We start from the raw sequence: 24,948 nt of genomic DNA, 5'->3' as shown, positions 1-24,948 counted from the left end.
TCTGCATGGTTTTCGGCTTGACCCGGCCGGCTTGCTTGTGTGAATAGGTTTCAGACGGCCTCAACGCCGTTCAGCGCCAGACTGAGGTAAATTCCGCCCAATGCGGTTTCTCTTCGGCCTGCATGGTCAGATAATGCTTCAAGCGTTTGATTTCCAATTCATATTCATCTGCATCCAGCGCACCGCCGAGCAGGCGGAAACGCAGATACATCAAGTAAGTGTTGGCCGCATCGGTTTCGCAATAATCGCGGATGTTTTTCACATCACCGGCGTGGTAGGCCTCCCATACCTTGCTGCCGTCCATACCGAGCTTGCCGGGAAAGCCGCACAATTTGGCCATATCATCCAACGGCACGCTGGCGCGCGGCTGATAAAGGGCAAGCAAATCCATCAAATCACAATGGCGGCTGTGGTAGCGGCTGATGTAATTATTCCATTTGAAATCGCGGCTGTCGCCGAAATCACCTTCGCCCATGTCCCAATAACGCGCTGCGGTTACGCCGTGAATCAGCGCACGGTAATGCAGCACCGGCAAATCGAAACCGCCGCCGTTCCAGCTCACCAGCTGCGGCGTGTGCGTTTCAACCAAGTCGAAAAACTTGGCAATCATGGTTTCTTCGCTGTCGTTGATTTCGCCTATGGTGCCGACATGGATTTTATCCTGCCCCCAACGCATGCAGCAGGATATCGCCACCACTTGATGCAGATGGTGCTGCATAAAATCGCCGCCGGTTTGCGCGCGCCGCTTTTGTTGGGCAAACGCCACCACATCAGCATCCGGCACACTCTGTGGCAAATCATGCAGCAAGCGGATGCCCGCCACATCGGGGATGGTTTCGATATCAAAGGCTAAAATCGGGGTCATGGGCTGATTTCTCCGTGAATAGGCACATTGTGGCACGAACCGGCGTGTGCGCCAAGCTTCACGCCCATTCGGCAAAATATGAACCGGCGGGGCAGTCGGCCGAAAACAACATGCAGACAACAAGACAATCCGGTTATTTTTTTCAAACGAGCATCAGATAACGTCTCGGCGCCAAACGAATTTACCGACCTCAAGCATTTTCTTTGATACAATCAAGGCCGTTTTCCGATCCCGGGCATTCCTATTTATATTGCCGGCGGCTGTTGTGATTCCATCCGCAGCGCGGCAGTCATCGAAAAGAGAGCATATGAACAAAACAGCTTTGCACACCTTATTATCACTGGCGCTGATTCCCCTTGCCGCCTGCGGCCAGACACCGGTCAGCAACCACGGCCCAGCCTCAGCGCCCGCAGCCAAAGCCGCAACAGCCGCAAGCGAAGTTGGCGGCGATTTGGCTCAAAGCCTCACCGCCAAGCTGGAGCAAACCTATGCCGGCCAAAATCTGAAAGTGCAAAGTGTCCGCAGTACACCGATCGCCGGTTTGTATGAAGTAGTGGTTACCGGCAACCAAGTGGTGTATGTCGATGCCAAAGCCGATTATATGCTGGTGGGCGACCTGATTGATATCAACACCCGCCAAAGCCTCACCGACGAGCGCGCTGCCGAATTAAATAAAATCGATTTTTCCAGCCTGCCGCTGGCGCAGGCCATCAAAGAAGTGCGCGGCAACGGCAAGCTGCAAGTGGCGGTATTTTCCGACCCCGACTGCCCTTTCTGTAAGCGTCTGGAGCACGAATTCGCCAAAATGAGCGACATCACCATCTACAACTTTATGATGCCGATTGCCAGCCTGCACCCCGATGCCGCACGCAAAGCCGAACTGATCTGGTGTCAGCCCGACCGCACAAGTGCCTGGACCCAATGGATGCGCGAAAGCAAAATGCCGCCGCAAGCTCCTGCCTGCGACAATCCGGTCGCCGAAACCACCTCGCTGGGCGAGCAATTGGGCTTTACCGGCACACCCACCATTGTTTTCCCCAACGGCCGCACCCAAAGCGGTTACAGCCCGATGCCGCAACTGAAACAGATTATTGAATCTAATCAATAAGTTTATTGATACACCCGTTCAACTTATACTGATTCACAAAAGTAAGCCGGCAAGGCGGCGAACCGAAGACAATACACGCGTACGGTGCTGATTACTGGGTGCTTCAGCGCCTTAGCAAAACCAACCCTCCTTGAGTTCAGGCGAGGCTACGCCGTGAGCTGATTTTTGCGAACGGGGTATCCCGCCCCGCTATAATCATTCAGTGCAGCAGCTATATTCGCAACAGCACAGATATGCCAATCCGATAAAAAATCAGGCCGTCTGAAATTAAGTTTCAGACGGCCTTATCTTATCCGGCAGGTGTCAAGAAGCCGCTTTTTCCGTTTTCTGCTTTTGCTTTTTCGGCAATGCCATTTTCGGCAACACAAAACGCATCCGCAAGCCGTTGGGCTGCACGTTTTCAGCGATGATTTTACCGCTGTGTTGGCCGACAATATGCTTGGTCAGCGCCAAGCCCAAGCCGGTGCCCGGTTTGTGGGCGCTGCTGTCGGCGCGGTAAAACGCTGTAAAGATGTGCGGCAGCTGCGATTCGTCGACACCCGGGCCGTTATCGGTCACATCCACCATCCAGTTTCGGCTGTCTTGATACAGCCTCACTTTAATCATGCTGCCCTCGGGGCTGTAATTCATGGCGTTGCGAATCACATTATCAAACGCGCGGTAAAGATAGCTTTCATTGGCCAATAATTTGGCGGTTTCCGGCACTTTATCCACCTGCATCACCACACTTTGGCGGTTTTGCTGGGCGATGGTTTGGCAATCTTCCACCAGCTGGGTTAAAAACGGCACCAGCGCCAGATTTTCTTTTTCCAACGGCATATTCGAAGTTTCCAGCCGCGACAGGGTCAGCAGCTCGCCGACCAGCGCATCCATGCGCGTCAACTCGCTTTCAAGCCGTTGCAGATATTGCTCCTGTTTGGCCGGCTGCGCCTGAATTAAGCCGACAATGGCCTGCATCCGTGCCAGCGGCGAGCGCATTTCGTGCGATACGTGGTGCAGCAGATGGCGCTCTTTGGCCACCAGCTTTTGCAATTGTTGTGCCATTTTGTCAAACTGCAAAGCAAGATGCGACAATTCATCATCACGATCGTCCATTTGCTGGGAAATCCGGGTTTCCAAATCACCCGCCGCCAGCCGGTTCATACCCGAGCCCAAAATGCGGATGGGCTTGGTAATATTGTTGGCCAGAATATAGGCCAGCAGCAAACCGACCAAAATAATAAAGGTCAGGATAATAAACTCATGCCAAATCGGCGCCAGTTGCAAGCCCGGAATAAACAGCGGGCTGGGCGGCCGCTGGATTTGTTGCTCATTCCAGCCGCGGATGAAAAATAAATATTCTTCTCCCCAACGGTCAAATTCGATATGCACCAGCGGTGATCGGCTGTTTTCAGCAGCAAATTTGCGCGCCGCCTCAATGGTGGCCGGGTCGATTTTACGGTTGAGGATGTCTTGTTTGTCGTCACCGGTAATAACAAAAACATTATGGGCAACGGGATTGTCTTTCCATTCGCTCAGAATTTCGCGTGCGCCCTGCTCGCCGCGCACGTTAAACGCAGAAACAATGCTGCCCAGCAACGTGGTTTCGATGGTGCGCTGCTGCTGGAAATGGTTTTCGGCAATGGTGTTCTGCACCAGCCAAAAAGAGAAACTCGCCACGAATATGGCGCAGATAATCACTGCGCAAAACGTGGCGAAGATGCGTTGAAACAGTTTCATTTAATCTGTTTTCAAATCAGTTTTTCACAAACAAATAGCCCAAACCGCGCACGGTTTGAATCAGCGAAGCATCGCCGAGCTTGTGGCGGATGCTGGAAATATGCACATCAATGCTGCGGTCAAACTTAGCCAGCTTGCGATCAAGCGCTTCTACCGAGAGGGTTTCTTTGCTGACCACTTGGCCGGCATGGCGCATCAGCACTTCCAGCAGGTTGAATTCGGTGCTGGTCAGCTCCAGCGGCGCATCGCCGATGGTGGCCTGGCGTTTGGCCGGATACAGGGTAACGTTGCTCACGGCAATGCTGTTGGGGCTGCTGCTCTGCTCGCCCGACTGTTGGGCGCGGCGCAAAATGGCATTGATGCGGGCAAGCAGCTCGCGCGGCGTACACGGCTTGGGCACATAATCATCGGCGCCCATTTCCAAACCGATGATGCGGTCGATATCATCGCCCTTGGCCGTCAGCATAATCACCGGCACGGTGCTTTGGGTGCGCACATTTTTCAACACATCCAAACCGTTCATCTTCGGCATCATGGAATCCAGCACCACAACGTCGTACTGACCGGTGAGAATTTCCTGCACGCCTGCCTCGCCGTCGGGCACGCTGTGTACATCAAGGCCTTCGGCCGAGAGGTATTCGGTCAACAGTTCGGTTAATAAAGCGTCGTCATCTACCAATAATACGCGACTCATGATTTATCCTTTTTGTAGTCTTGTCGTGATGCGTCCGCAGCGTATGCAATGCGGCACTTAAAAGCAATCTTAACACGCAAATCAGTTTCATTGATAGCATGTGTTTCTTGGCTTTTGCGCTTTTTTGCAATGGGCGCAACGGCCTTTACATTTCAAGCCGGCCGATTTTGCCTGCCCGAGTCAAAGCCAATCGGTTTATTTTGCACACTTTTTTCATTTACCGGCAAGGCTTGGCCGAGCCGTCGATTTTACGGAAAGCGGTGCAAGCGGTATCTAAATCAGGCTGCAACCCCGACAATGCGCTGTTGCTGCGTATTTTGCCGCTGTAAAACGGCAACATATAAGGATAATAAGCATACACCTGCCGCATCCATGCCTCTGCCGCTTGCCGGTCGCCGCGGCGGTAGCGGTATAGCCCCACTTGGTAAGCATTGGCATACGGCCTAAATACCAGCGCTTCTTCCGCCGCCGCATCCGCCCACGGATACACACTTGCCGCTGCCGGATCAATCCGCCGGGTGAGCGAGAGCAATGCATAATAGCGCAACATTGGTTCGGTTGCGGCAATTTTGCGCAAACCTGCCACTTTTGCCGCCGCCTCACCGGCAGTATCGCTTTTAAGCTGGCGGTCAAACCCGGTCAGATCATGATACACCCAGCCCAAGCGGGCGATACCGGCCATCAGTAATAAGGCCAGCACCACACCACTGCGGTTTTGCCAGCGTGCATAAACCCTGCCGGCCGCATCGCCTTCACGTGCAGGCGAAAGGCTCATCATCAACACAAACGGCGTGAGAAAATAAATATACCAAAGCGGATATTCAAGCATGCTGTGGCAGAGCGACACAGTCATCATCGCCGGCAGCAATAACGAGGCCTCATTTGCAGGCTGCCGAAGCATACGCCATATTGCCGCCACAAAACCACCCGCTACCAACAGCGTGCCGATTAAGCCCACTTCCACCAGCAATTGCAACACAATATTGTGGGCATGGGTAAACAATACATTCAAATGATTGCTGTTGTAGCCTTGCGGCGAGATGTTGAGCAAAAAGCCCTGCAACGCATAACCGCCCCAGCCATACCCCCACAGCGGCGCCGCCAAAAATGCCTGCCAGGCCTTGCGCCACTCGATATCGCGGGCAGACATGGCAAAACTGCTGCCCTCAACCCTGGCCAATGCCGTGTCATATTCCACACCGGCCAACCAAGACAGCACCGGACCCATGGCAAGCTGCACCACCGCCACTGCCAGCAAGGCAAACGCCATAATCCACACCACACGGCCGCCGGCACGGCCGGCATGCCAGCGCCAAAAAGGCAGCCACAGCGCCACCCCCGCCACATAAGTAAAAATTGTGCGCGAATTCACCAAACCCAATGCCGCCGCCAATGCCGACACCAACAACACACCCAACCACCCCGGCAGGCGCCGCTGCGACCACAAATAGGCTGCGGCCAATACGCCCCACATCAGATAATGGCCCAAGTGATTGCGCTGCCCGAGCTGGCCGCTCACTTCACGCAGGCCGCGGTAGGCAATAATGCCGCGCAAAAAATCGGCGCCCGCCCAACCGGTAAACTGCATCAGCGCCACCACCGCCTGCAACGATGCGCCGATTACCAAAGCCCAGGCAAACACCGCTGCCACCCGATCTTGGCCGAAAGCAGCCACCCAACCCCGGCATGCCCAAGCGGCCAGCGCCAAAATAATAAACGCCCACACCGCCATATCGCTCATGCCCGGGAACACCAAACCCATCACCCGTGCCTGCATCCACCAAAACACCGCCAACACCAGCAAATATAGGCTGACCGCAGGCAATTTCACATTCAGACGGCCTTCGATTGCAGACAACAGCAACAGCAGCACCGCGCCCAACAGCGAGCCTGCTTCCAGATAAAAGCTCGACAACGGCCCCACCCGATAAAGTGACAAAAACGGCACCACGCCGATTAGCGCAAAGCAAAACCACAACGGCCACAAGCGCCAATCCCACACCGTATCACGGCCATCAGGCACCGCCGGCAAAATATGGGCACGGCTAAACATGCTGCACCGCCTTTCTGCTGTGCTTAACGAAAGCCAGGCAGGATACAAACAACACCACGCTGCACACCAACGCCACCGCCGCACACCAACGGCTGGCAGAAGCAACATCAAACAACCGCATCACCGCTTCAGCAAAATAAGCCAGCACCAGCAGGCAGGTCCACTGAAATGTATACACCCGTCCTTTCAAAATTCCCGCCAGCGGCAGGCATAAAGGCAAGGCTTTCAAGGCCAGCCACGACCCGCCCGGGCGCAGAGGAGCCAGCCACAATTCCCAAGCCAAACTGACGGCAATCAGCCCGACCAGGCTGACAACCGCCGCGGTGTGCGACCAGTGTGGGTAATTCGGTTTAAGAATAGTCATATCAAATATTTTAGGCCGTCTGAAACGATTCAATGCCTTTTCAGACGGCCTGTTCTCCCATTGGTTTCCAATATATATGCCGCATCATAAATATGAAATATTGAAAGTGAAATCATATCCACTCAAAAAATGAACCGGCATCACAACAGCAGGCATGGTTCAGCCAACGCTGTCCGTTTACTGTTATAGTGAAATGAATGATTAAGTGCTACGGCGTTACTGCACCTTGAGGCTGGCTGCCTTGCATCACTTCTTTCCTCATTCCACTCTATAAACGGCTGTATCACTTGAACGCCGCTCACGCCGATCATCATACGAATATCAGGCCGTCTGAAAACAGATTCCGCTTTTTCAAAGGGCTTAGGGCATGCTGCTTTTGCTCTGAAGATATCAATGCCAGGCCAAAACCGCAGTAAGATTGAGCATCTTACGAGGCTTTTTAACGCAGCAGATGCATTTTCAGGGGCAAAAAGCACCTATAAATCGACACATAAGGATACCCTAGTTCTATCCGCCAAACAGCCGGAACAAACCGGCCGCAGCTGATTCATTCCGGCTGTTTGCAGCACCTGAGCGCTTCAGGCACCAAACGGCACCGGCCTTATTCGGCCGCTTCTGCGCCACCACGCTTTTCCAGCGGCGTGACAAAACGGCAAAACCACAAACCCGCTTCATATAAAACAATCAGCGGCACCGCCAGCAACACTTGCGAAATCACATCAGGCGGCGTGATAACCGCCGCCACCACAAACGCGCCCACAATCACATAAGGCCGTGCGGCTTTAAGCTGTTCGCGCGATACCACACCCATGCGGTTGAGCAGCACCACCACAATCGGCACCTCAAACGTGGCGCCAAAAGCCACAAACATGCCGAGAATAAACGACAGATATTTATCAATATCGGTGGTCATACTGACCCCGTCGGGCGTTACCCCCGCCAAAAACTGAAAAATAACAGGGAACACCAGATAATAGGCAAACGCCATACCGGCAAAAAACAAAATCACGCTGGAAAGCACCAGCGGTGTAATCAGCTTTTTTTCATTCTGATACAGCGCCGGGGCAACAAATGCCCACATCTGATACAGCGTATTGGGCAGCGACAGCAAAAAAGCCACCATCAGCGTCACTTTCACCGGCACAAAAAACGGTGCAATCACATCAATGGCAATCATGCTGGTGCCCGCGGGCAAAGTTGCCATCAGCGGCTGGGCAACAAACGTATAGAGCCGCTGGGCAAACGGAATCAGCGCCAGAAAGCACAGTAAAATACCGCCCACCATCCACATCAGGCGGCGGCGCAGTTCCAGCAGGTGTTCAACCAGCGGTTGGGTGGGTTGTTGTAATTCTTCAGACACCGTTTACTCACTTCTTGCGCACGCGCAACTGCGGTTTGGGACGGTAGCGCGGGCGCATATCACGCTTGCGCCGCATGGCCTGCTGGCGCAACGAGGCCGTCTGAAAACCGTGCGCGGCAGGTGCCGGCGCTTCAGACGGCATTAAATATTCTGCCCACGCAGCATCTTGCGCCGAATGCAGCGGCTCGCCTTTGTGATCCACGCCGAAATCGGCCGGTGTGCGCTGTTGGGGCAGGCGCTCCCACGCAGGGCGTTGTTCGAGGCCGTCTGAAAGCTCGTTTAATTCTTCCTGAATGCCGCTTAACTCTTCCTGCGTCTGCTCGCCGAGATTTTTAAGCTCCGTGCGCACCGAATCAGCCGTGGCCTCAAATTCATTTTTGGCACGGCGCAATTCTTCCATATCCAGCTGCGCACTCAGCTCCTGCTTCACGCTGCTGACCATACGTTGCACGCGCCCAATCAAATTACCGGCGCTGCGCGCCGCTTTCGGCAATCTGTCGGGGCCGAGCACAATTAACGCCAGCACGCCGATCAGCATCAGCTCGCTAAAGCCAAAATCAAACATGATTTAAACCGGCTTGTTTTCGTCTTTGTCTTTTTCGTGCTCAATCACATCTTTTTTGGCTTTATCGCCCTCGCCTTCATTCAGGCCCTGTTTGAAATCGTGCACCGCACCACCCAAATCTTTGCCGACATTGCGCAGTTTCTTGGTGCCGAACACCAGCACCACAATCACCAACACAATCACCCAATGCCAAATAGAAAAGCTGCCCATGTTTCAAATCCTTTTATTTACAATCAAATGTTTCAGACGGCCTGCATCAGACCAGTGCCAACACGCCGGCATAGCGGCTTTTGATGACAAAAACCCCGCCCTGCTGCCTGCTGAATTTTTACCCCGCATCTGCATTTGCAAGGGCAAAAGCGCCCATAAGGCCAACGTTAAAAAAACCTTAAGCCGGGCGCCCCAAAATATGGATGTGCAGGTGAAACACTTCCTGCCCGCCGCCCTTGCCGGTGTTGATTTGGGTTTTAAAACCGTGTGTCAAACCGTTGGCTTCGGCGATTTCAGGCACTTTCAGCATCATTTTCGCCATCAAACCGCCATCTTCCGCCTGCACATGTGCCAGCGAATCAATATGCTTTTTCGGAATCAGCAGCAGATGTACGGGCGCGGCAGGCTGGATGTCTTTAAAACACAACATGTCGCCGTCTTCATACACCACCGCAGCAGGAATTTGCTTGTCGGCTATTTTGCAGAAAATACAGTCGCTCATTTCATTCTCTCTCTATGGCCATCCGCCCGCAGCCTGAAGCTGCCGGCGGCGCATATTTTGCAGGCTTTTTTGCGCCGACCGGCAGCGATTCCGCGCCGGCGGCGATTCAGCTTAAATCGATTACAAACCGCCTGAAAAAGCTTGAGGCCGTCTGAAAAGACTGCCCTTTATCATACTGTCAGGCCGATTCTAATACACTTCAGCCGTCTTGTCGCGCCGCTTTTTCAGCCAGCCCCGATAAGCCCTGCCTTCTGGCCAGCTCGCTCACCACCTCTTCAACGTGCAGGCCGTGGTGCGCCAACAGCACCATGCTGTGAAACCACAAATCAGCGGTTTCATACACCAAATGTTCGCCGCCACCGTCTTTCGAAGCCATCAGCACTTCACCGGCTTCTTCAATCACTTTTTTCAGAATCTTGTCTTCGCCTTTGTGCAGCAACTGTGCCACATAAGAGCTTTCGGGGTCTGCACCTTTACGGCTGTCGATAACATTCTGAATCTGCGTCAATACTTCGCTCATTTTACCTACCTGTTTTCAGACGGCCTCAATGGTGGCTGCTGCCGTAAATTTCCTGTTCGTTTTTCATCACCGCATCCACAATCTGCCACGCGCCGTCACGCCACACGCGGTAAAAGCAGCTTTCACGGCCGGTATGGCAGGCGATGCCGCCTTTTTGCTCAATCAGCATAATCACCGCATCGCCGTCACAATCCAAACGCAGCTCGCGCACTTTCTGGGTGTGCCCCGATTCTTCGCCTTTCATCCACTGCTTTTGGCGCGAGCGGCTGTAATAGTGGGCAAAACCGGTGGCGGCGGTTTGTTGCAGCGCGTCGGCGTTCATCCACGCCACCATCAATACCCGCAGCGTTTGCGCATCTTGTGCAATGGCGCACACCAACCCTTGGCTGTCGAATTTCACATCTGCCAATAAAGCGTTGTTATCCATCGATTTATCCTTTGCTTGGCCGTTTACAGCGGCGCTATTTTATCCGCCCACGGCTGTATTTGTTCCAATTCGGCCGCCAATTGTAACAGCAATTGCTCGTTGCCGTGTGCTGCGGCAAATTGCGTGCCCACCGGCAAACGGTTTTCATGCCAATAAAGCGGCACGCTCATGGCCGGCTGGCCGCTCATATTAAACGGCGCGGTAAAGCCGATATACTGCAATGCTTTCAGGCTTTGGCGGTCAACCCATGCGTTATGTTTCAGCAGCCGGCTCCAATTCATTCTGCCCAACAGCAAACGGCTGATCCGCAGCTGCTCCGGCGGCACGGCCAAAGCCCCCACTTTCGGCGTTAAAACCGGGCATACCGGCGTGGCCAACACATCATAGCGTTGATGGAACACCATGGCGGCACGACGCTGAGCCAGCATCACATCACGCGACCACAATGCTTCGGCCGCACCAATCTGGCTGCCGTAAGCCATCAGCGCCCAAGTGGCCGGTTCCGCTTCCTGATAAGTTATCTTACGCCCGAACGCCTGGCCGACTCGAAGGCGGATTTTGGCCGCTTCTGCCGCCACCAGCACCAACATCGCCCGACCCAATGTTTCCGCATCGGCAAAAGCAGGGGCGGCTTCTTCCAGCTCATGACCGGCATCGGCCAATAATTTCAGACTGTGCGCAAACGCAGCCTGTGTAGCTTCATCCACGCTGCCGCCCAACCACGGCTGTCGGCAGTAGGCAATTTTCAAACGGCGAAGCGGTTGCTTGAGGCCGTCTGAAAACGATATTTCAGCCTTGGGGCAGGCATAGAGCGCATGCTTCTGCGTTTGCGCGGCAATATCCAGCAGCAGGGCGCTGTCGCGCACGCTACGGCTGAGCACATGTTCGCCGACCATGCCCTGCCAGCCCTCATTCAGCAACGGGCCGCTGTCGGTGCGGCCGCGGCTGGGCTTGAGGCCGAACAAACCGCAGTTGTGGGCGGGAATGCGGATCGAACCGCCGCCATCGCTGCCGTGCGCCGCCGGCACTACCCCGGCCGCCACCGCAGCCGCCGCGCCGCCGCTACTGCCGCCGGGCGTATGCGACACATCCCACGGATTGCGGCTGATGCCGTGCAGCTCAGATTCGGTGTAGGGCATCAAGCCCCACTCCGGCACGGTGGTTTTGGCAAAAATACGCAAGCCGGCACGCTCATAAGCATCCACCAGATAACTGTTGCACGGCGCGATATGGCCGCGCATCATGCGTGAGCCCGACAAAGTGGGCACACCCTGCCAGTCGGCCAGCAAATCTTTCAACACAAACGGCACCCCGGCAAGCGGTGCATTTTCAGACGGCATCCGCCATACCTGCGCCCGCCCGCGGCAATCTTGCGCCGCCAGATTCAACAACGGGTTGACTTCATCCAAACGCGCCAGTGCCGCCTGCAACACTTCATCGGCAGCCACCTCGCCGCAACGGATTAACTGCGCCAAGCCGACGGCATCGTATCGACAGTATTCATGAAACTGCACGGCCTTCCCCTTTCAGCCCAATATTTTCAGACGGCCTCAAAACCTCTGATGCCCATTTGAACCATCACCTGACGGCATTCTCTGCACTGCCCGCTGCCCTATTTCCACAGCGCCATCAGCACCGCCACCAAAGTCATCACAAACAAAATCCAGCGCAAGGTTTCCGGCTTGAGGCTGATGGCGGTTTTCACGCCGATTTTGGCGCCGATGATGCTGCCGACAGCCAGCACCAGGCCAATGTCCCACCACACTTGCCCGCGCCAGATAAAAATAGCCAGCGATACCAACGTAAAACCGAGCGTACAAAACACTTTCAATGCATTGGCGCGCACCAAATCATAGCGCAACATCCCCGCCAACACCGGCAGCATCACAAAGCCCGCCCCTGCCTGCACAAAACCGCCATACAAACCCACCAGCCATAAAGCGATGCGCGACTTGGGGTTATCAGCCACCTTCACCGGCAACACACCCGGCTGATGCACCAGCGCCGAGGGTTTGAAAAAGGTAAATGCCGCTACCGACAACATGGTTATCAGCAGCATCGGTTTCAACACCGCCACCGGCGCGAATGAAGCCACCAACGCGCCGCACAAACCGCCGATCAGTGTCGGCCACAAAATCGCCGTCAAATCCTCCGTCGGCAGTTTGCCTGCCTTGCGAAAGCCCGACAGCCCCGAAACCGACTGCAACAACACGCCGACGCGATTGCTGCCGTTGGCGATATCGGCCGGCACACCAAACATCATCAACACCGGCAAAATCAGGTTGGAGCCGCCGCCTGCCATCATATTGACGATACCCGCGGCAATGCCCAGCACGCCGAGCAGCAGGTATTGGTAAAGGTTTAAATCCATAAACTTTCCGGTTTCATACCCATGCGAAAAACAGCCCGACTGCACCAGCCTGCCGGATACAGCCGTTTATTTGCCGCATCGCCGGCCTACTGTTCTGCATAGCTATTATCTTTTGATTCGAATGGCTTTCAGACGGCCTTTGCAAAACCCTAGATTTGAGTACAGTTCGAAGCTAGGTCAACACAAAAATCTCATAAATATCAATAATATAGGAAATATTTCGAGCAGTGCATAACGAAGAAATGTGCCAAAGATAGGGATTTTGCAAAGGTCTCAGGCCGTCTGAATATTTTTTAAATAGGCCTTAAATACTGGTACGTGGCGCACGGCATTGTTCGACCTGATGCATTGTCCGCGGATATACACCGTTACCGGCAGGCTTGGCGCCGATTTCAAACACTTCCACAATGCAGCTTCTGTTCAACCAACGAAAAGCCGCTTCATAATCTTTGCCGGCCTTAGGCACAAAACTTACGGCGGTGCGGCAGCTTTGATGGCGGCTGTCGGTGGTGATGGATTTGGAAGCGTCCAGCACCAGCGCCTTACCGGCCGGAACCACAAATTCCCGATAAGAGTCGCGCAATACCATGCCTTTATCTTTGGCAGCCGTCACGCTGCGTTCAGTATCCGGCATACCGACCACTTCATTGCGAATCCGCCTGGGCAGACCGTTAACAAAACGGCTGTGCACCCGTTGCCCGGCCTGCGGCTGCCAGTCGGCACAACGGCTGTTGCGGTGCAGGCGGATTTCTTGATTGCCGTAAGCACCGTAAAGGCGCAAGCGCGCATCCGATGCCGGCTGATACGCTTCCTGTTTATGCACCCGCTCAGATTTCTGTGCCATAAAACAGCCCGACAAAACCAAAGAAAACACGCCTATTGCCGCCATTTTTGCTATTTTCATGATGCGCTCCTTCTGTTTAAATAAAAGGCCGTCTGAAAAACGGTTTTATCCGATGATACCCGTTCACAACCATAACCTAGGGGGTTCTGACAATTTAGAATGACTTAGATTTTTTGTGATAAAAGTGCAGATGCCAGGCAAAAAACATAGCAAGATTGGGCATCTTGCGAGGCTTTTTAACGCAGCAGATGCGTTTTCAGGGGCAAAATACACCCGTAAATCAAATTGTCCGGACACCCTGGCGGCGTCGGTTCGTCTGAGCCCGAAGAGGACGGGTTCGCTGAGGGGCTGAAACAACAAGCCAACCGGCCCCATATACCTATACTGCCTCCAACTCGCCGCCAGGTTAGCTTACTGTTGTAAACGGGTATGAAAACAGACAAACAGGGCGGGATTATCCCGCCCTGTTTGCATTCACAAACGCACTTCAATCCCCGCCGCGCGCATCGCCTCTTTAGCCTCGTGGATGCGCACTTCGCCGAAGTGGAAAATGCTCGCCGCCAATACGGCATCGGCCTTACCTTCTTTCACGCCGTCAACCAGATGCTGCACATTGCCGACGCCGCCGGAAGCAATCACGGGAATATCCACCGCTTCGCTGATGGCGCGGGTAAGCGGCAGGTTGAAACCGATTTTGGTGCCGTCCCGATCCATGCTGGTAAGCAGGATTTCACCGGCGCCGCGCGCCTGCATATTCAGCGCCCATTCCACCGCATCGATACCGGTGGCTTTGCGGCCGCCGTGGGTAAAAACTTCCCAGCGGGTATTTTCGGGATTGACGGCTTTGGCATCAATCGCCACCACAATCGCCTGCGAGCCGAAAAAGCCGCTGGCTTCGTTAACCAAATCAGGATGGGTAACCGCAGCGGTGTTGATGCTGGCTTTGTCGGCACCCGCATTAAGCAGGCGGCGCACATCGGCCACGCTGCGCACACCGCCGCCGACGGTGAGCGGAATAAACACTTGCGAAGCCACTTCTTCAATCACGTGTAAAATGGTGTCGCGGTTGTCGCTGCTGGCGGTGATGTCGAGAAAAGTCAGCTCGTCCGCCCCCTCATCGTTGTAGCGCTTGGCCACATCAACGGGGTTGCCGGCATCGCGCAGGCCGACGAAATTCACGCCTTTAACCACACGGCCGTTGTCTACATCCAAACAGGGAATAATGCGTTTTGCCAATGCCATAATGTTGTACTCTGAAAAAAGCGGCGGCCTGCCAAACTTTTTTAACCATTTGTTGATAAGAAAATTTTGAGAAAAGCACATTCGCTAATCGAGTGCTCGGGCTGCCCGGGAGCCGCCGTGTCTCATTTAAAAGCTCAAGACACCCAATTCGCGGCCAATGCGGCATTGTGCTGCGAAAGCCAGAAATAACCCGCCGCCGCCAGCGCCGACATCATCATGGTGCCGGCAAAGCTGCGGGAAAAGCGGTTGACCAGCCAAAAGGCGACGGCAACATACAGCCATAAAATGCCCATCGCCACGCCCCAAATCAAATCAATATGCGGCAGCTCGAAAGCTGTTGCCGTGCGCAGCAACACCACCAAAATCATAAAGCCCAAGCTTTCGGTGAGCGCATAAATTTCACGGTCGCCCGCCCAGATGGCCCAAAAGGCCAAAACAAATGCTTCAAGCATGAAAATTCCCTTAAATCAAGGTAGTGCAAACCGAATGGGTTAATTTTTTTCCGGCCGGGCCGGTCGGTTTGCAGGTGCTGAACAGTATAAGACGCAACAGGCCCCGTTTGCCTGTATTTGGTTAAAATGCCCGCCACAGCGCTTGTTGTTGGCTGTTTGAATGGCGGCGCTGCGCTGCTGCGCAATCGCTTATACCACAGCGGCCAATTCGTCGGCCAGTTTTTGCGCTTCGGCAAAGTTAATGCTGCCCTCGTAAATCGCGCGGCCGGTAATCGCGCCGGCCACACCGCTCGATTCTACTGCACACAAGGCACGGATATCATCCAGATTGGTGAGGCCGCCTGAAGCAATTACCGGAATCGCCACCGCTTCAGCCAGCTTGACGGTGGCTTCGATATTCACGCCGCTCATCATGCCGTCGCGGCCGATATCGGTGTAGATGATGCTGTTGACACCGTCGTCTTCAAACTGCTTGCTCAAATCAATCACACGGTGCTCGGTTACCGTGGCCCAACCGTCAATCGCCACCATGCCTTCTTTGGCATCAAGGCCGACAATGATGCGGCCGGCGAATTCCTTGCAGGCTTCACGCACGAATTGAGGTTTTTTCACCGCGGCAGTGCCGATAATCACATCGGTCAGCCCCAAATCGAGATATTTTTCAATAGTAGCCAAATCGCGGATACCGCCGCCCAATTGCACGGGAATTTCTTTGCCCACTGCTGCCAAAATGGCGCTGATGGCTTCGAGGTTTTTCGGTTTTCCCGCAAATGCGCCATCCAAATCAACCAAATGCAAGCGGCGGGCGCCCTGTTTGAACCAGTGCATGCCCATCTCGGCGGGCCGGTCGGAAAACACAGTGGCCTGATCCATCAGGCCTTGCTTCAGGCGCACGCAGCTGCCTTCTTTCAAATCGATTGCGGGGATAAGTAACATGTTATTTCCAGTGTGTGTGCAGACAGGCCGAACAGTTTTCAGACGGCCTGTAAATCAGAGTTAAGCAACAGCGGCAGTTTCAGACGGCCTGATGATGTAAGGCAAAACGCAGCAGATGCGTTTCAGAAACAAAATTTCCTCATTAAGCCCATTGCCGGAGCGCTCAGGCCGTCTGAAAGCATGAATGATGTATTTTACACAATTTATCCGTTCCAGCGCAAAAAATTACGCAGCAGCAATAAGCCGCCGTCATGGCTTTTTTCCGTGTGAAACTGGGTGGCAAACACATTATCTTTGCCCACCACACAAGCAAATTCTTGCCCGTAATCGCTGCTGCCCAACACGATGCCTTTATCGGCGGGCGCAAAATAATAGCTGTGTACAAAATAAAAGCGGGTGTCTTGTGCGATATCGGCAAACAGCGGATGCGGCTGCGTTTGGTGCACGGTGTTCCAGCCCATATGCGGCACTTTGAGCTTGTCGCCGTGCGTATCGAGCCGGTTGGGGGCAAAGCGTTTGACCTCGCCGGCAAACCAGCCCAAGCCGGGGGTATCACCCTCTTCGCTGCGGTCGAACAACAACTGTGCGCCCACGCAAATACCGAAAAACGGCTTGTTTTTCAAGCCGTCGGCCACCGCTTCGCCCAAACCGCTTTTTTGCAGCGCGCCCATGCAGTCGGGCATCGCACCTTGGCCGGGGAAAATCACTTTATCGGCGGCAAACACGTCTTCGGGGCGCTCGGTCAACAAGATTTCGGCAGGCACACCGGCCAGCTTTTGCGCTGCCTGCACCGATTTCAATACCGAATGCAGATTGCCCATGCCATAATCGACAATGGCTACTTTCATTTTCAATTCCCTTTAATCGCACACAGCTTTTCAGCTTTCAGACGGCCCGGACAAACACCCAAACCGCCTCACGCATACCTCAATATTTCACGTTTATAAAAAACTGCGCTGCATCACCATAAACGATATCCACACAATGGCCAGCGGCAGTAACGCGCCGAACCAGTAAACCGCCAGCCATTTCGGGCGCTTGCCGCGCCAGCTGCGCAGCAAAATCAGATAAGCCCAGCAGTAAAAACCGAACGCAGTGGCGGCAATCGGCGACATTTCCCCGCCCACCAACACAAAGCCCACTAAGCCTAAAAACAGGCCGTAAGAGAGCGCCCACGGCCATACCGGCCCGTTGCGGCCGATATAATCTTGCAGTTTTCCAAATATCAATAATAATAAACTAGGCAGCATAATGGTTTGTTTGGTTATAGATTTTTAATTTTTATCGGCATCACCCGAGCGGTTACGCTTCAATTCGCCCAAGCGCACCACCACATACGCCATCAGCGCAAACACAAAAAACACCAGCAGCATCCAGGCAATGCCTTGCAGTGATTCGATAACGGTGCGGTAAACTTCGAGCACCCAGCGCTCGCCGGTAAGGGGCACAATCTGGCTTTTTTCACTAAACTGCCACGGTGTGATGTATTTTTCCAATTCGCCGATGCGCACCCCGGATGATACGCCCACCACCAGAATGGCAAACTTCATATAGCGCACCCAGGCACGGCTGATGGGGTCGTCGATAATGCGTTGCAAAATGCTTTGCAGCGGCCCGGCAAACAAACGTGCAGCCAGGTATGACACCGCCAGCGCCAGCACAAAAGTAACCAGCAGCAAGGTCATAAACACGGCATTCTCCTTATTTCGGGCAAAGTCATCAGGCAGCGGTCGACCGCCCAGCCGCCACTATATCCCAAACCCGATAAAATGCCTACACCTGTGCAGGTATAATGCCCATTTATACAAGCAATACCCATTCACAAAAATAACCTAAGCGCGCCGACTCACCGCCTTGTTCGCTGACTTTTGCGAATGGAGTATAAGCCGCTGTGTCGGCCTACTTTGATAAACCGGCATACCCGGCAGACTGTCAAAACTGCGCGCTGCCTGCTCTGTTTTCAGACGGCCTGCTTACGTTTTGCTATTCAATGATTCAGAATTTTCGATAAAAACTGCTGCGCCCGCTCGCTGCGGGGGCTGCCGAAAAATGCTTCGGTGGCGCAGTCTTCCACAATCCGCCCTTCGTCCATAAACACCACCCGGTTCGCCACTTGGCGGGCAAAGCCCATCTCATGGGTCACCACCATCATGGTCATGCCTTCTTTGGCCAAACCCACCATCACATCGAGCACTTCCTGAATCATTTCCGGGTCGAGCGCCGAAGTGGGTTCGTCAAACAACATCGCTACCGGATCCATGCTCAGCGCCCGGGCAATCGCCACCCGCTGCTGCTGGCCGCCTGAAAGCTCGGCGGGGTATTTGTGCGCATGGGCACTCAAGCCGACACGGTCGAGATAGGCCAGCCCTTTTTTAACGGCTTCCTGTTTGCTGCGGCCGAGCACCTTGATTTGTGCCACGGTGAGATTATCGGTGATGCTCAGATGCGGAAACAGCTCAAAATGTTGGAACACCATGCCCACACGGCTGCGCAGCTTGGGCAGATTGGTTTTCGGGTCGCCCACCGAGGTGCCGTCAATCACAATTTCACCCTGCTGAAACGGCTCCAAACCGTTGACGCATTTGATTAATGTCGATTTGCCGCTGCCCGAAGGGCCGCACACCACCACCACATCGCCTTTGGCAATGCTGATGCTGCATTCGGAAAGCACTTGGAAATCACCATACCATTTATTCACATTGTTGATTTCAATCATTTTTTACACCCGCAATTTTTTCTGTAAACGCCGCACGCCCAATGTCGCCACCGCGCTCACCACAAAATACACCGCACCGGCAAACAAAATATACGGCGTGAGCATGCCCATCAAATCGCCGCGCACATACGAGGCACGGAAGAAATCCACCAGGCCGATGGCAAACACCAGCGTGGTATCCTGAAACAAAATAATGCTTTGCTGCAACAACAGCGGCAGCATCTTGCGGAACGCCTGCGGCAGAATCACCAGCCGCATGGTTTGGCTGTAAGTCATGCCCAGCGCTTTGGCGGCGTTTACCTGCCCTTTGGAGATAGACTGTATGCCGGCGCGCACCACTTCTGAGAAATAAGCCGCTTCAAACACCATAAAGGCCACCGCGCAAGAAGCAAACGCCACATTGATGGTGAGATAGCGCCCGGTCGCCCAGTTGTACATCATCGGCACGGCAAAATAAAACCAAATCAGCACCAGCAGCAGCGGCACCGAACGGAAAAAGTTTACATACAGCGCCGCCGGCCACGATAAAACCTTAAACGGCGACAAACGCGCCAAAGCCAGCAGCGTGCCGATAACCATGCCGCCCACCACCGCGATGACCACAATTTCGAGCGTGGTAGTGATGCCGCCGATCAAGCCCGGCGCGGCGGTTTGCAATTCTGTGATTCCGAAAGCCATTATTTGCCCTCCGCCATCAAACCCGGCACCCTGAAGCGGCGTTCGAGAAAAGTCATCCCCATAATCAGGGCCAGGTTAATCACCAGATAAATCAGCGTGGCATAGGTGTAGATTTCAAAATTGTTTTGCGTGTATTCGGCAATGGTTTTGGTTTGACTGATTAACTCGGCCACACCCACCAATGAAGCCACCGAAGCGTTTTTGAAGCAATTGGTCAGCTCTGAGCCCAACGGCGGCAGAATCACGCGGAAAGCCTGCGGCAGCAACACCTGGCGGTAAACCTGTGCAGTGCTGAAACCCAACGCATAAGCCGCATGGCTCTGGCCTTTGGGCAGCGACTGAATACCGGTGCGCACTTGTTCGCAAATCCGCGCGGCGGTAAACAAGCCCAAACCTACGCTGGCCGACAGCATGGCGGAGGTATTTGGCGCGAGGCCGAAAAACCACCATTGTTTGAGGCCTTCGGGGAAAAAGCCCGGCACCACGTAATACCAGATAAACAGCTGTATCAGCAGCGGCACATTGCGAAACAGGCTCACATAAGCCGAAGCAGCCGCTTGCAACGGCTTGGCGGGCAACGTGCGCATAATGCCCAACAGCGTGCCCAGCCCCATGGCAATCACCCAGGCAATGCCGCCGATGAGAAACAGCCAGCCGATGCCGGACACCACCCAATCGAGGTAGGTTTCGCTGCCGATACCGGTGCTGTCGAAGAGTACGCCCCAGTTCCAGGAATAGCCCATGTTCCATCCTTAATTTTGTTTTTTGATACTGCACTTTCACGGCATGATAGCGGCCGGCAACACCCGGGCGGTCTGTATCGTTTTGTTCAGACGGCCTCAACAAGCTCAAAGGCCGTCTGAAACACCATTCGCAATCGCTTCATCCGCTAAAACATCAGACCGAAATGCAAGACACCCATACAACCAAGTGCGCCGCAGCCGGCTTAATATTGGCAAGATGTTTGCAAGCCGACAGGCCTTGGTTCAAACCAATCTCAAACCGTCTTAGGGTTTGCTGACCATTCATTGATGAGGGAATTTTTGCCCCTGAAAATGCAGATACCAGGCAAAAACAGCAGATGCATTTTAGGAGTGAAAGCCCCTACCAATCGACACCAAGATACTCTAATCGGCCAAATCAAGCGGCGGGCACTGTATTCCGCACCCGCCGCTGTTTGACTCATCATCCGCAGGCCGTCTGAAACCGTTACGGTGCGGCCTGATCGGTCGGGTTGGCGATAATTTCTTTTACCTGAGCCGACATCGGAAACTCAAGATTCACGTTTTTCGGCGGAATCGGGCTTTCAAACCAGGTTTTATACAGCGCATCGATTTCAGCGGTGTTTTTAAAGGTATCGGCCAATGCGGTGTCGACTACGGTTTTAAATGCGGTATCGCCTTTACGTACCATACAGCCGTAGCGCTCAAACGACATCGGTTCGCCCACAATCACCCATTTGGCCGGGTTGTCGGTTTTGGCGCGCTCGCCCGCCAGCAGAATATCATCCATCATAAAGGCTTGCGCACGGCCGTTAAACAACATCAATGCCGCTTCGCCGTGGTCTTTGGCAGAAATGATGTTCATGCCCAGCTTTTCTTTATCGTTGTATTCTTTCAGCAAACGCTCGGACGTGGTGCCCGCCGTGGTAACCACGGTTTTGCCTTTCAAATCGGGGAAGCCTTGAATGCCGGAATCATCAGCCGTCATCAGACGGGTGCCGATTTCAAAAAAGGCGTTGGAAAAATCAACCTGTTTTTGGCGTTCCACATTATTGGTGGTGGAGCCGCATTCCAAATCTACGGTGCCGTTGCTCACCAGCGGGATGCGGTTTTGCGAAGTAACCAAGTTGTAGCGCACTTTCAAATCAGGCAGGTTCAGCTCTTTTTTTACCGCTTCCACCACTTTCAGCTGCAAATCATGGGCATAACCCACCGGCTGGTCGGGGCGGTCGGCAATGTAGGAAAAAGGGATAGATGAATCGCGGTGGCCGAGCACGATGGTGCCGGAAGATTTGATTTTATCCAGCGTGCCCTGTCCGCTTTGCACCGTGGCACCATCTGATGCTGCGCTGCCTGCCGGTGCTGAAGATTCGCCGCCGCAAGCGGCCAAGCCCAGTGCCGTCAGACAGGCAAGAGAGAAAGGTTTTAATGCATTCAGTTTCATTTCCTGCTCCTCTTTATAGATGTTATCGATTGGCAAGCCCGAAGCATTGCAAACCTGCTGTATTGAGCCTGTTGTGTTTTATCCTAACTTAACCCATTTTGTTTGACAATCAAATTCAAGCAATTAAAAAATCAAATATTTGATAAACAATAAAAATTAAAAACCCGAAGCGATGAAAACCACCCCAAATTGTTAACAATTAAAGCATCGACCACACCTTGCGGTTTCTTTGTTTATAGAGCCTGTACCCTACTGCCGCCATAAACAAACAGGCCGTCTGAAACTTTCAGACGGCCTGTTTGTTTATATCGAATCATTTTATGTTTTCCCGCTGATTCAAACGCTTCAGCATTGCTTGCCGTCTTTCGGATACGGGTCGATTTGGTCGAGCCGGGTCAGCGATTTTTCGCGCACCTCTTCATCACTGAGCGGTTTTTGCGCATAAGTGAGCGTATCGTCAACCGAGCCTTCAATCACCAGCTCGCGCTCTTCAGCCTCCATTTCATCGGCTGAGGTGGGCTCGTGGCATTCGGAAATCTGATCAGTGTTTACCTCGACTTTCGGCTGGATGTCTGCCGCGCTCTGCCCGACCACCGGCGCGGGCGCGGCCTGTGCCTGCTCGGCCTCGGTGGCTTTGCGTTCGAGATAGTCGTCGCAACGCTCTTGTTTTACCGCATCATGTTCTTGCGATTCCATCAACTGGGCGGGGGTGGGGTTGCTGTTATTCATTTTTCTTCTCCTTGTCGTAGTGGTCAAACAAACTCAAGTGGTTTAATCATAACAAGAATCAGGCCGTCTGAAAGCTTTTTTCGGGTTATTTATGGTTAGCGTCTGTTATACCCATTCACAAAAGCAAGCAAACAAGGCGGTGGGCGAGCCAACGCCGTTAGCTTATTTTTGTGAATGGGTATAATGTGGATTCTGCTCACAAAAACCCTGCACATGCAAAGGCCGTCTGAAAGCGGGTTTCAGACGGCCTGTTGATATTATCTGCTGCATTTATGCGGTCAGCGTGCCTTTGGTAGAAGGCATTTTTCCGGCCATGCGCTCATCGGGCTCTACCGCCATGCGCAAGGCGCGGCCGAAGGCTTTGAACACGGTTTCGGCCTGATGGTGGGCATTTTTGCCGCGCAAGTTGTCGATATGCAGCGTCATCATGCTGTGGTTGACCAGGCCGTGAAAAAATTCGCTGAACAAATCTACATCAAAGCGGCCGATGATGGCGCGGGTGAATTCGATGTTGTAGATCAGCCCCGGGCGGCCCGACAAATCGAGCACTACGCGGCTGAGCGCTTCGTCGAGCGGCACATAGCTCATGCCGTAGCGGCGGATGCCGGTTTTATCGCCCAATGCCTGCTTGAGCGCTTGGCCGAGGGTGATGCCGATATCTTCAACCGTGTGGTGGTCGTCGATGTGCAAATCGCCTTTGCAGGTGATGTCCAAATCAATCAGGCCGTGGCGGCTGATTTGATCGAGCATGTGGTCGAGAAACGGCACGCCGGTGTCAAAGCGGCTTTGGCCGCTGCCGTCGAGGTTGAGCGACACGGTGATTTGGGTTTCGCTGGTGTTGCGGATAACGGTGGCACAACGGCTGCCGCTGAATTCGATGGCCTGTTTTTCTTCCGCCACCTCAATTTCTGCAACAATTTCCGGCTCCGGTTTCGGATCGGGGTGCACCCGCCCCATCCAGCCTTTGCGTTTGCCCATGCCGGCTTCCAGCTTGGCGAGCAACGAATTGTTCATGCCGCGGCTGCCCTCTGCGCCCTCTTCTTGGCCTTTTTGCAAACGGCGTTTGGCCTGATACAGCGACGAGGTGTTGTCGTAGCCGCAGCGGCGGGCCAGCTCGCTTAAGGAGCCGGCCTCTTCAATCAGCAATTGGAGGTTGCGTAAATGAAGTTGTGCTTTATTCATAATGGTTGGTTTCCCGATAATCAATCAAATGGTTTCAAACAGATAAGGTTATTCTTCAGCTTGCATATAATTTGCGGATAACGGCCAATACCGCATCGTTTTGCTCGGGCGCCCCCACAGTGATGCGCACACATTGGTCGAGCAGCGGATGAGTGCCGTGCAGCTTTTTAACCAATATTTTGTTTTGTTTCAAGGTTTCAAACAATTCTACCGCATCCGGCACACGCACGGTGATGAAATTTGCTTCGCTGGCAAAGGCTTTCAGACGGCCTATACCTGCCAACCCACCCAATATACGCTCACGCTCGGCTTTCAGTTTGGCGGTGGTGCCGGCAATCACATCGGCATGCGCCATGGCAAACTTGGCGGTGGCGAGACTCAATTGGTTCATATTATAGGGCGGCACGATTTTCGCCAGCTCGTTCATCACTTCGGCGCTGCCTGCCGCATAACCGATGCGGATACCGGCAAAACCGATTTTGCTCACGGTGCGCATCACCACCAGATTTGCCGCCACACCGGCCTGATTGAGAAAACTGTCGCTGCTGAAGGCGCCGTAAGCTTCATCCACCACCACAATACCGCGGGCGGCGGCAATCACCGCTTCCACTTCTTCGCGTTTGAAACCCACGCCGGTGGGGTTGTTGGGATACGACACAAACACCAGTGCCGGGTTGTGCGTTTCAATCGCCGCCAGCACCGCACCCAAGTTCATGCTGAAATCATCGTTGAGCGGCACGCCCACATAATTCATGCCGTAAGTGAGCGCGTTATGCCGATACATCACAAAACTCGGCTCCAGCGCCAGCATGGTAGCGCCGGGCTTGGCCACCAGCATGGTGATCAGCTGGATTAACTCGTCGGAGCCGTTGCCCAAGGCGATTTCGGCAGCGGCGGGAATATCGAACACTTCGCGCAACGCCTGTTGCAGACCGCTGGCGGCCGGATTGGGATAAAGATGAATCGGCGCTGCGGCCAGCTGCCTGCCCCATTCTTCCATTAACTCGGGGGATGCGGCAAACGGGTGGTAAGGGCTTTCCATGGCATCGAGTTTGATAAAGCCCTCGGGCAGATCGGCCACTTGGTAAGCAGTCATCGCACGCACATCGGCGCGGATGATATCGGATAAGGCAGTCATCACATTCTTTCTATATCATACAGATAAGGCCGTCTGAAACCCCATGCGCCTTATCGCCAATCAAGCCGTTAATGTATCATAAAAACGCCGCAAACGGCACAGGCATC

28 protein-coding genes are annotated in these 24,948 nt (G+C 53.9%); 1 reads left to right on the top strand and 27 read right to left on the bottom strand.

The window, feature by feature from the left end; genetic code table 11:
• Positions 1-70: 70 nt before the first annotated feature.
• Positions 71-865: a 3'-5' exonuclease gene (locus tag LVJ83_RS03320; protein WP_244786291.1), complete on the bottom strand. Its 795-nt coding sequence runs from the start codon at positions 863-865 to the stop codon at positions 71-73.
• Positions 866-1,172: 307 nt separating this feature from the next.
• Between LVJ83_RS03320 and LVJ83_RS03315 the strand changes: the two genes are divergently transcribed.
• Positions 1,173-1,973 (top strand): DsbC family protein, encoded by an 801-nt coding sequence (locus tag LVJ83_RS03315; protein WP_244786289.1) that lies wholly within the window; start codon positions 1,173-1,175, stop codon positions 1,971-1,973.
• Between the two features lie 303 nt (positions 1,974-2,276).
• Here the strand turns inward: LVJ83_RS03315 and LVJ83_RS03310 are convergent, their stop codons facing one another.
• From LVJ83_RS03310 to hisC, 26 genes are all read right to left on the bottom strand, one after another.
• Complete coding sequence (locus LVJ83_RS03310) at positions 2,277-3,692, bottom strand: HAMP domain-containing sensor histidine kinase (protein WP_244786287.1); 1,416 nt, start codon at positions 3,690-3,692, stop codon at positions 2,277-2,279.
• Positions 3,693-3,708: 16 nt separating this feature from the next.
• Complete coding sequence (locus tag LVJ83_RS03305) at positions 3,709-4,386, bottom strand: response regulator transcription factor (protein ID WP_244786285.1); 678 nt, start codon at positions 4,384-4,386, stop codon at positions 3,709-3,711.
• Between the two features lie 217 nt (positions 4,387-4,603).
• Positions 4,604-6,439 carry a PglL family O-oligosaccharyltransferase gene (locus tag LVJ83_RS03300; RefSeq protein ID WP_244786283.1) on the bottom strand — a complete coding sequence of 612 codons (1,836 nt, stop codon included), beginning with the start codon at positions 6,437-6,439 and terminating at the stop codon, positions 4,604-4,606.
• Positions 6,432-6,803 (bottom strand): DUF2069 domain-containing protein, encoded by a 372-nt coding sequence (locus tag LVJ83_RS03295; RefSeq protein ID WP_244786281.1) that lies wholly within the window; start codon positions 6,801-6,803, stop codon positions 6,432-6,434. The genes LVJ83_RS03300 and LVJ83_RS03295 overlap by 8 nt, the downstream gene beginning before the upstream one ends.
• Positions 6,804-7,404: 601 nt before the next feature.
• On the bottom strand, positions 7,405-8,163 hold the full coding sequence (tatC, locus tag LVJ83_RS03290) for a twin-arginine translocase subunit TatC (RefSeq protein WP_244786279.1): 759 nt from the start codon (positions 8,161-8,163) through the stop codon (positions 7,405-7,407).
• Between the two features lie 7 nt (positions 8,164-8,170).
• Entirely contained in the window at positions 8,171-8,728 is a 558-nt protein-coding gene (gene tatB / locus LVJ83_RS03285) for a Sec-independent protein translocase protein TatB (protein ID WP_244786277.1), read from the bottom strand.
• A 3-nt stretch (positions 8,729-8,731) separates the two neighbouring features.
• Positions 8,732-8,938, bottom strand: coding sequence for a Sec-independent protein translocase subunit TatA (gene tatA / locus LVJ83_RS03280; protein WP_244786275.1), 207 nt, complete (start codon positions 8,936-8,938; stop codon positions 8,732-8,734).
• 178 nt (positions 8,939-9,116) lie between these two features.
• Complete coding sequence (locus LVJ83_RS03275) at positions 9,117-9,440, bottom strand: histidine triad nucleotide-binding protein (RefSeq protein WP_244786272.1); 324 nt, start codon at positions 9,438-9,440, stop codon at positions 9,117-9,119.
• Positions 9,441-9,639: 199 nt separating this feature from the next.
• A complete protein-coding gene (locus LVJ83_RS03270) occupies positions 9,640-9,960 on the bottom strand; it encodes a phosphoribosyl-ATP diphosphatase (protein WP_244786270.1) in 321 nt (106 codons plus the stop codon).
• Between the two features lie 25 nt (positions 9,961-9,985).
• Positions 9,986-10,387 carry a phosphoribosyl-AMP cyclohydrolase gene (gene hisI, locus LVJ83_RS03265; protein WP_244786268.1) on the bottom strand — a complete coding sequence of 134 codons (402 nt, stop codon included), beginning with the start codon at positions 10,385-10,387 and terminating at the stop codon, positions 9,986-9,988.
• A gap of 23 nt (positions 10,388-10,410) precedes the next feature.
• A complete protein-coding gene (locus LVJ83_RS03260) occupies positions 10,411-11,901 on the bottom strand; it encodes an amidase (protein WP_244786266.1) in 1,491 nt (496 codons plus the stop codon).
• Between the two features lie 98 nt (positions 11,902-11,999).
• Positions 12,000-12,758, bottom strand: a complete 759-nt coding sequence (locus tag LVJ83_RS03255; protein ID WP_244786264.1) for a sulfite exporter TauE/SafE family protein — start codon at positions 12,756-12,758, stop codon at positions 12,000-12,002.
• Between the two features lie 304 nt (positions 12,759-13,062).
• Positions 13,063-13,662, bottom strand: coding sequence for a hypothetical protein (locus LVJ83_RS03250; RefSeq protein ID WP_244786263.1), 600 nt, complete (start codon positions 13,660-13,662; stop codon positions 13,063-13,065).
• 414 nt (positions 13,663-14,076) lie between these two features.
• Positions 14,077-14,844 (bottom strand): imidazole glycerol phosphate synthase subunit HisF, encoded by a 768-nt coding sequence (gene hisF, locus LVJ83_RS03245; RefSeq protein ID WP_244786261.1) that lies wholly within the window; start codon positions 14,842-14,844, stop codon positions 14,077-14,079.
• Between the two features lie 134 nt (positions 14,845-14,978).
• Positions 14,979-15,296: a diguanylate cyclase gene (locus tag LVJ83_RS03240; RefSeq protein WP_244786259.1), complete on the bottom strand. Its 318-nt coding sequence runs from the start codon at positions 15,294-15,296 to the stop codon at positions 14,979-14,981.
• A 189-nt stretch (positions 15,297-15,485) separates the two neighbouring features.
• Positions 15,486-16,232: a 1-(5-phosphoribosyl)-5-[(5-phosphoribosylamino)methylideneamino]imidazole-4-carboxamide isomerase gene (hisA, locus tag LVJ83_RS03235; protein ID WP_244786257.1), complete on the bottom strand. Its 747-nt coding sequence runs from the start codon at positions 16,230-16,232 to the stop codon at positions 15,486-15,488.
• A 203-nt stretch (positions 16,233-16,435) separates the two neighbouring features.
• Positions 16,436-17,080 carry an imidazole glycerol phosphate synthase subunit HisH gene (gene hisH, locus LVJ83_RS03230; RefSeq protein WP_244786255.1) on the bottom strand — a complete coding sequence of 215 codons (645 nt, stop codon included), beginning with the start codon at positions 17,078-17,080 and terminating at the stop codon, positions 16,436-16,438.
• 93 nt (positions 17,081-17,173) lie between these two features.
• The gene (locus tag LVJ83_RS03225) at positions 17,174-17,482 is read right to left on the bottom strand and encodes a hypothetical protein (protein ID WP_244786253.1); all 309 of its coding nucleotides are present in this window, start codon (positions 17,480-17,482) and stop codon (positions 17,174-17,176) included.
• 24 nt (positions 17,483-17,506) lie between these two features.
• Positions 17,507-17,917 (bottom strand): hypothetical protein, encoded by a 411-nt coding sequence (locus LVJ83_RS03220; RefSeq protein WP_244787630.1) that lies wholly within the window; start codon positions 17,915-17,917, stop codon positions 17,507-17,509.
• A 302-nt stretch (positions 17,918-18,219) separates the two neighbouring features.
• Positions 18,220-18,948 (bottom strand): amino acid ABC transporter ATP-binding protein, encoded by a 729-nt coding sequence (locus tag LVJ83_RS03215; RefSeq protein WP_244786251.1) that lies wholly within the window; start codon positions 18,946-18,948, stop codon positions 18,220-18,222.
• 3 nt (positions 18,949-18,951) lie between these two features.
• Positions 18,952-19,626 carry an ABC transporter permease subunit gene (locus LVJ83_RS03210; protein ID WP_244786249.1) on the bottom strand — a complete coding sequence of 225 codons (675 nt, stop codon included), beginning with the start codon at positions 19,624-19,626 and terminating at the stop codon, positions 18,952-18,954.
• Positions 19,626-20,369, bottom strand: coding sequence for an amino acid ABC transporter permease (locus tag LVJ83_RS03205; protein WP_244786247.1), 744 nt, complete (start codon positions 20,367-20,369; stop codon positions 19,626-19,628). The genes LVJ83_RS03210 and LVJ83_RS03205 overlap by 1 nt, the downstream gene beginning before the upstream one ends.
• 466 nt (positions 20,370-20,835) lie before the next feature.
• Positions 20,836-21,792 carry a transporter substrate-binding domain-containing protein gene (locus LVJ83_RS03200; protein WP_244786245.1) on the bottom strand — a complete coding sequence of 319 codons (957 nt, stop codon included), beginning with the start codon at positions 21,790-21,792 and terminating at the stop codon, positions 20,836-20,838.
• 345 nt (positions 21,793-22,137) lie between these two features.
• Positions 22,138-22,521, bottom strand: a complete 384-nt coding sequence (locus LVJ83_RS03195) for a hypothetical protein (protein WP_244786243.1) — start codon at positions 22,519-22,521, stop codon at positions 22,138-22,140.
• A gap of 270 nt (positions 22,522-22,791) precedes the next feature.
• Positions 22,792-23,703, bottom strand: coding sequence for an imidazoleglycerol-phosphate dehydratase HisB (gene hisB / locus LVJ83_RS03190; RefSeq protein ID WP_244786241.1), 912 nt, complete (start codon positions 23,701-23,703; stop codon positions 22,792-22,794).
• A gap of 55 nt (positions 23,704-23,758) precedes the next feature.
• Complete coding sequence (gene hisC / locus LVJ83_RS03185) at positions 23,759-24,841, bottom strand: histidinol-phosphate transaminase (RefSeq protein ID WP_244786239.1); 1,083 nt, start codon at positions 24,839-24,841, stop codon at positions 23,759-23,761.
• Positions 24,842-24,948: the final 107 nt, after the last annotated feature.

This window comes from Uruburuella testudinis, from assembly GCF_022870865.1.
GTDB lineage: Bacteria > Pseudomonadota > Gammaproteobacteria > Burkholderiales > Neisseriaceae > Neisseria > Neisseria testudinis.
This window is presented reverse-complemented; position numbering and strand designations above follow the sequence as displayed.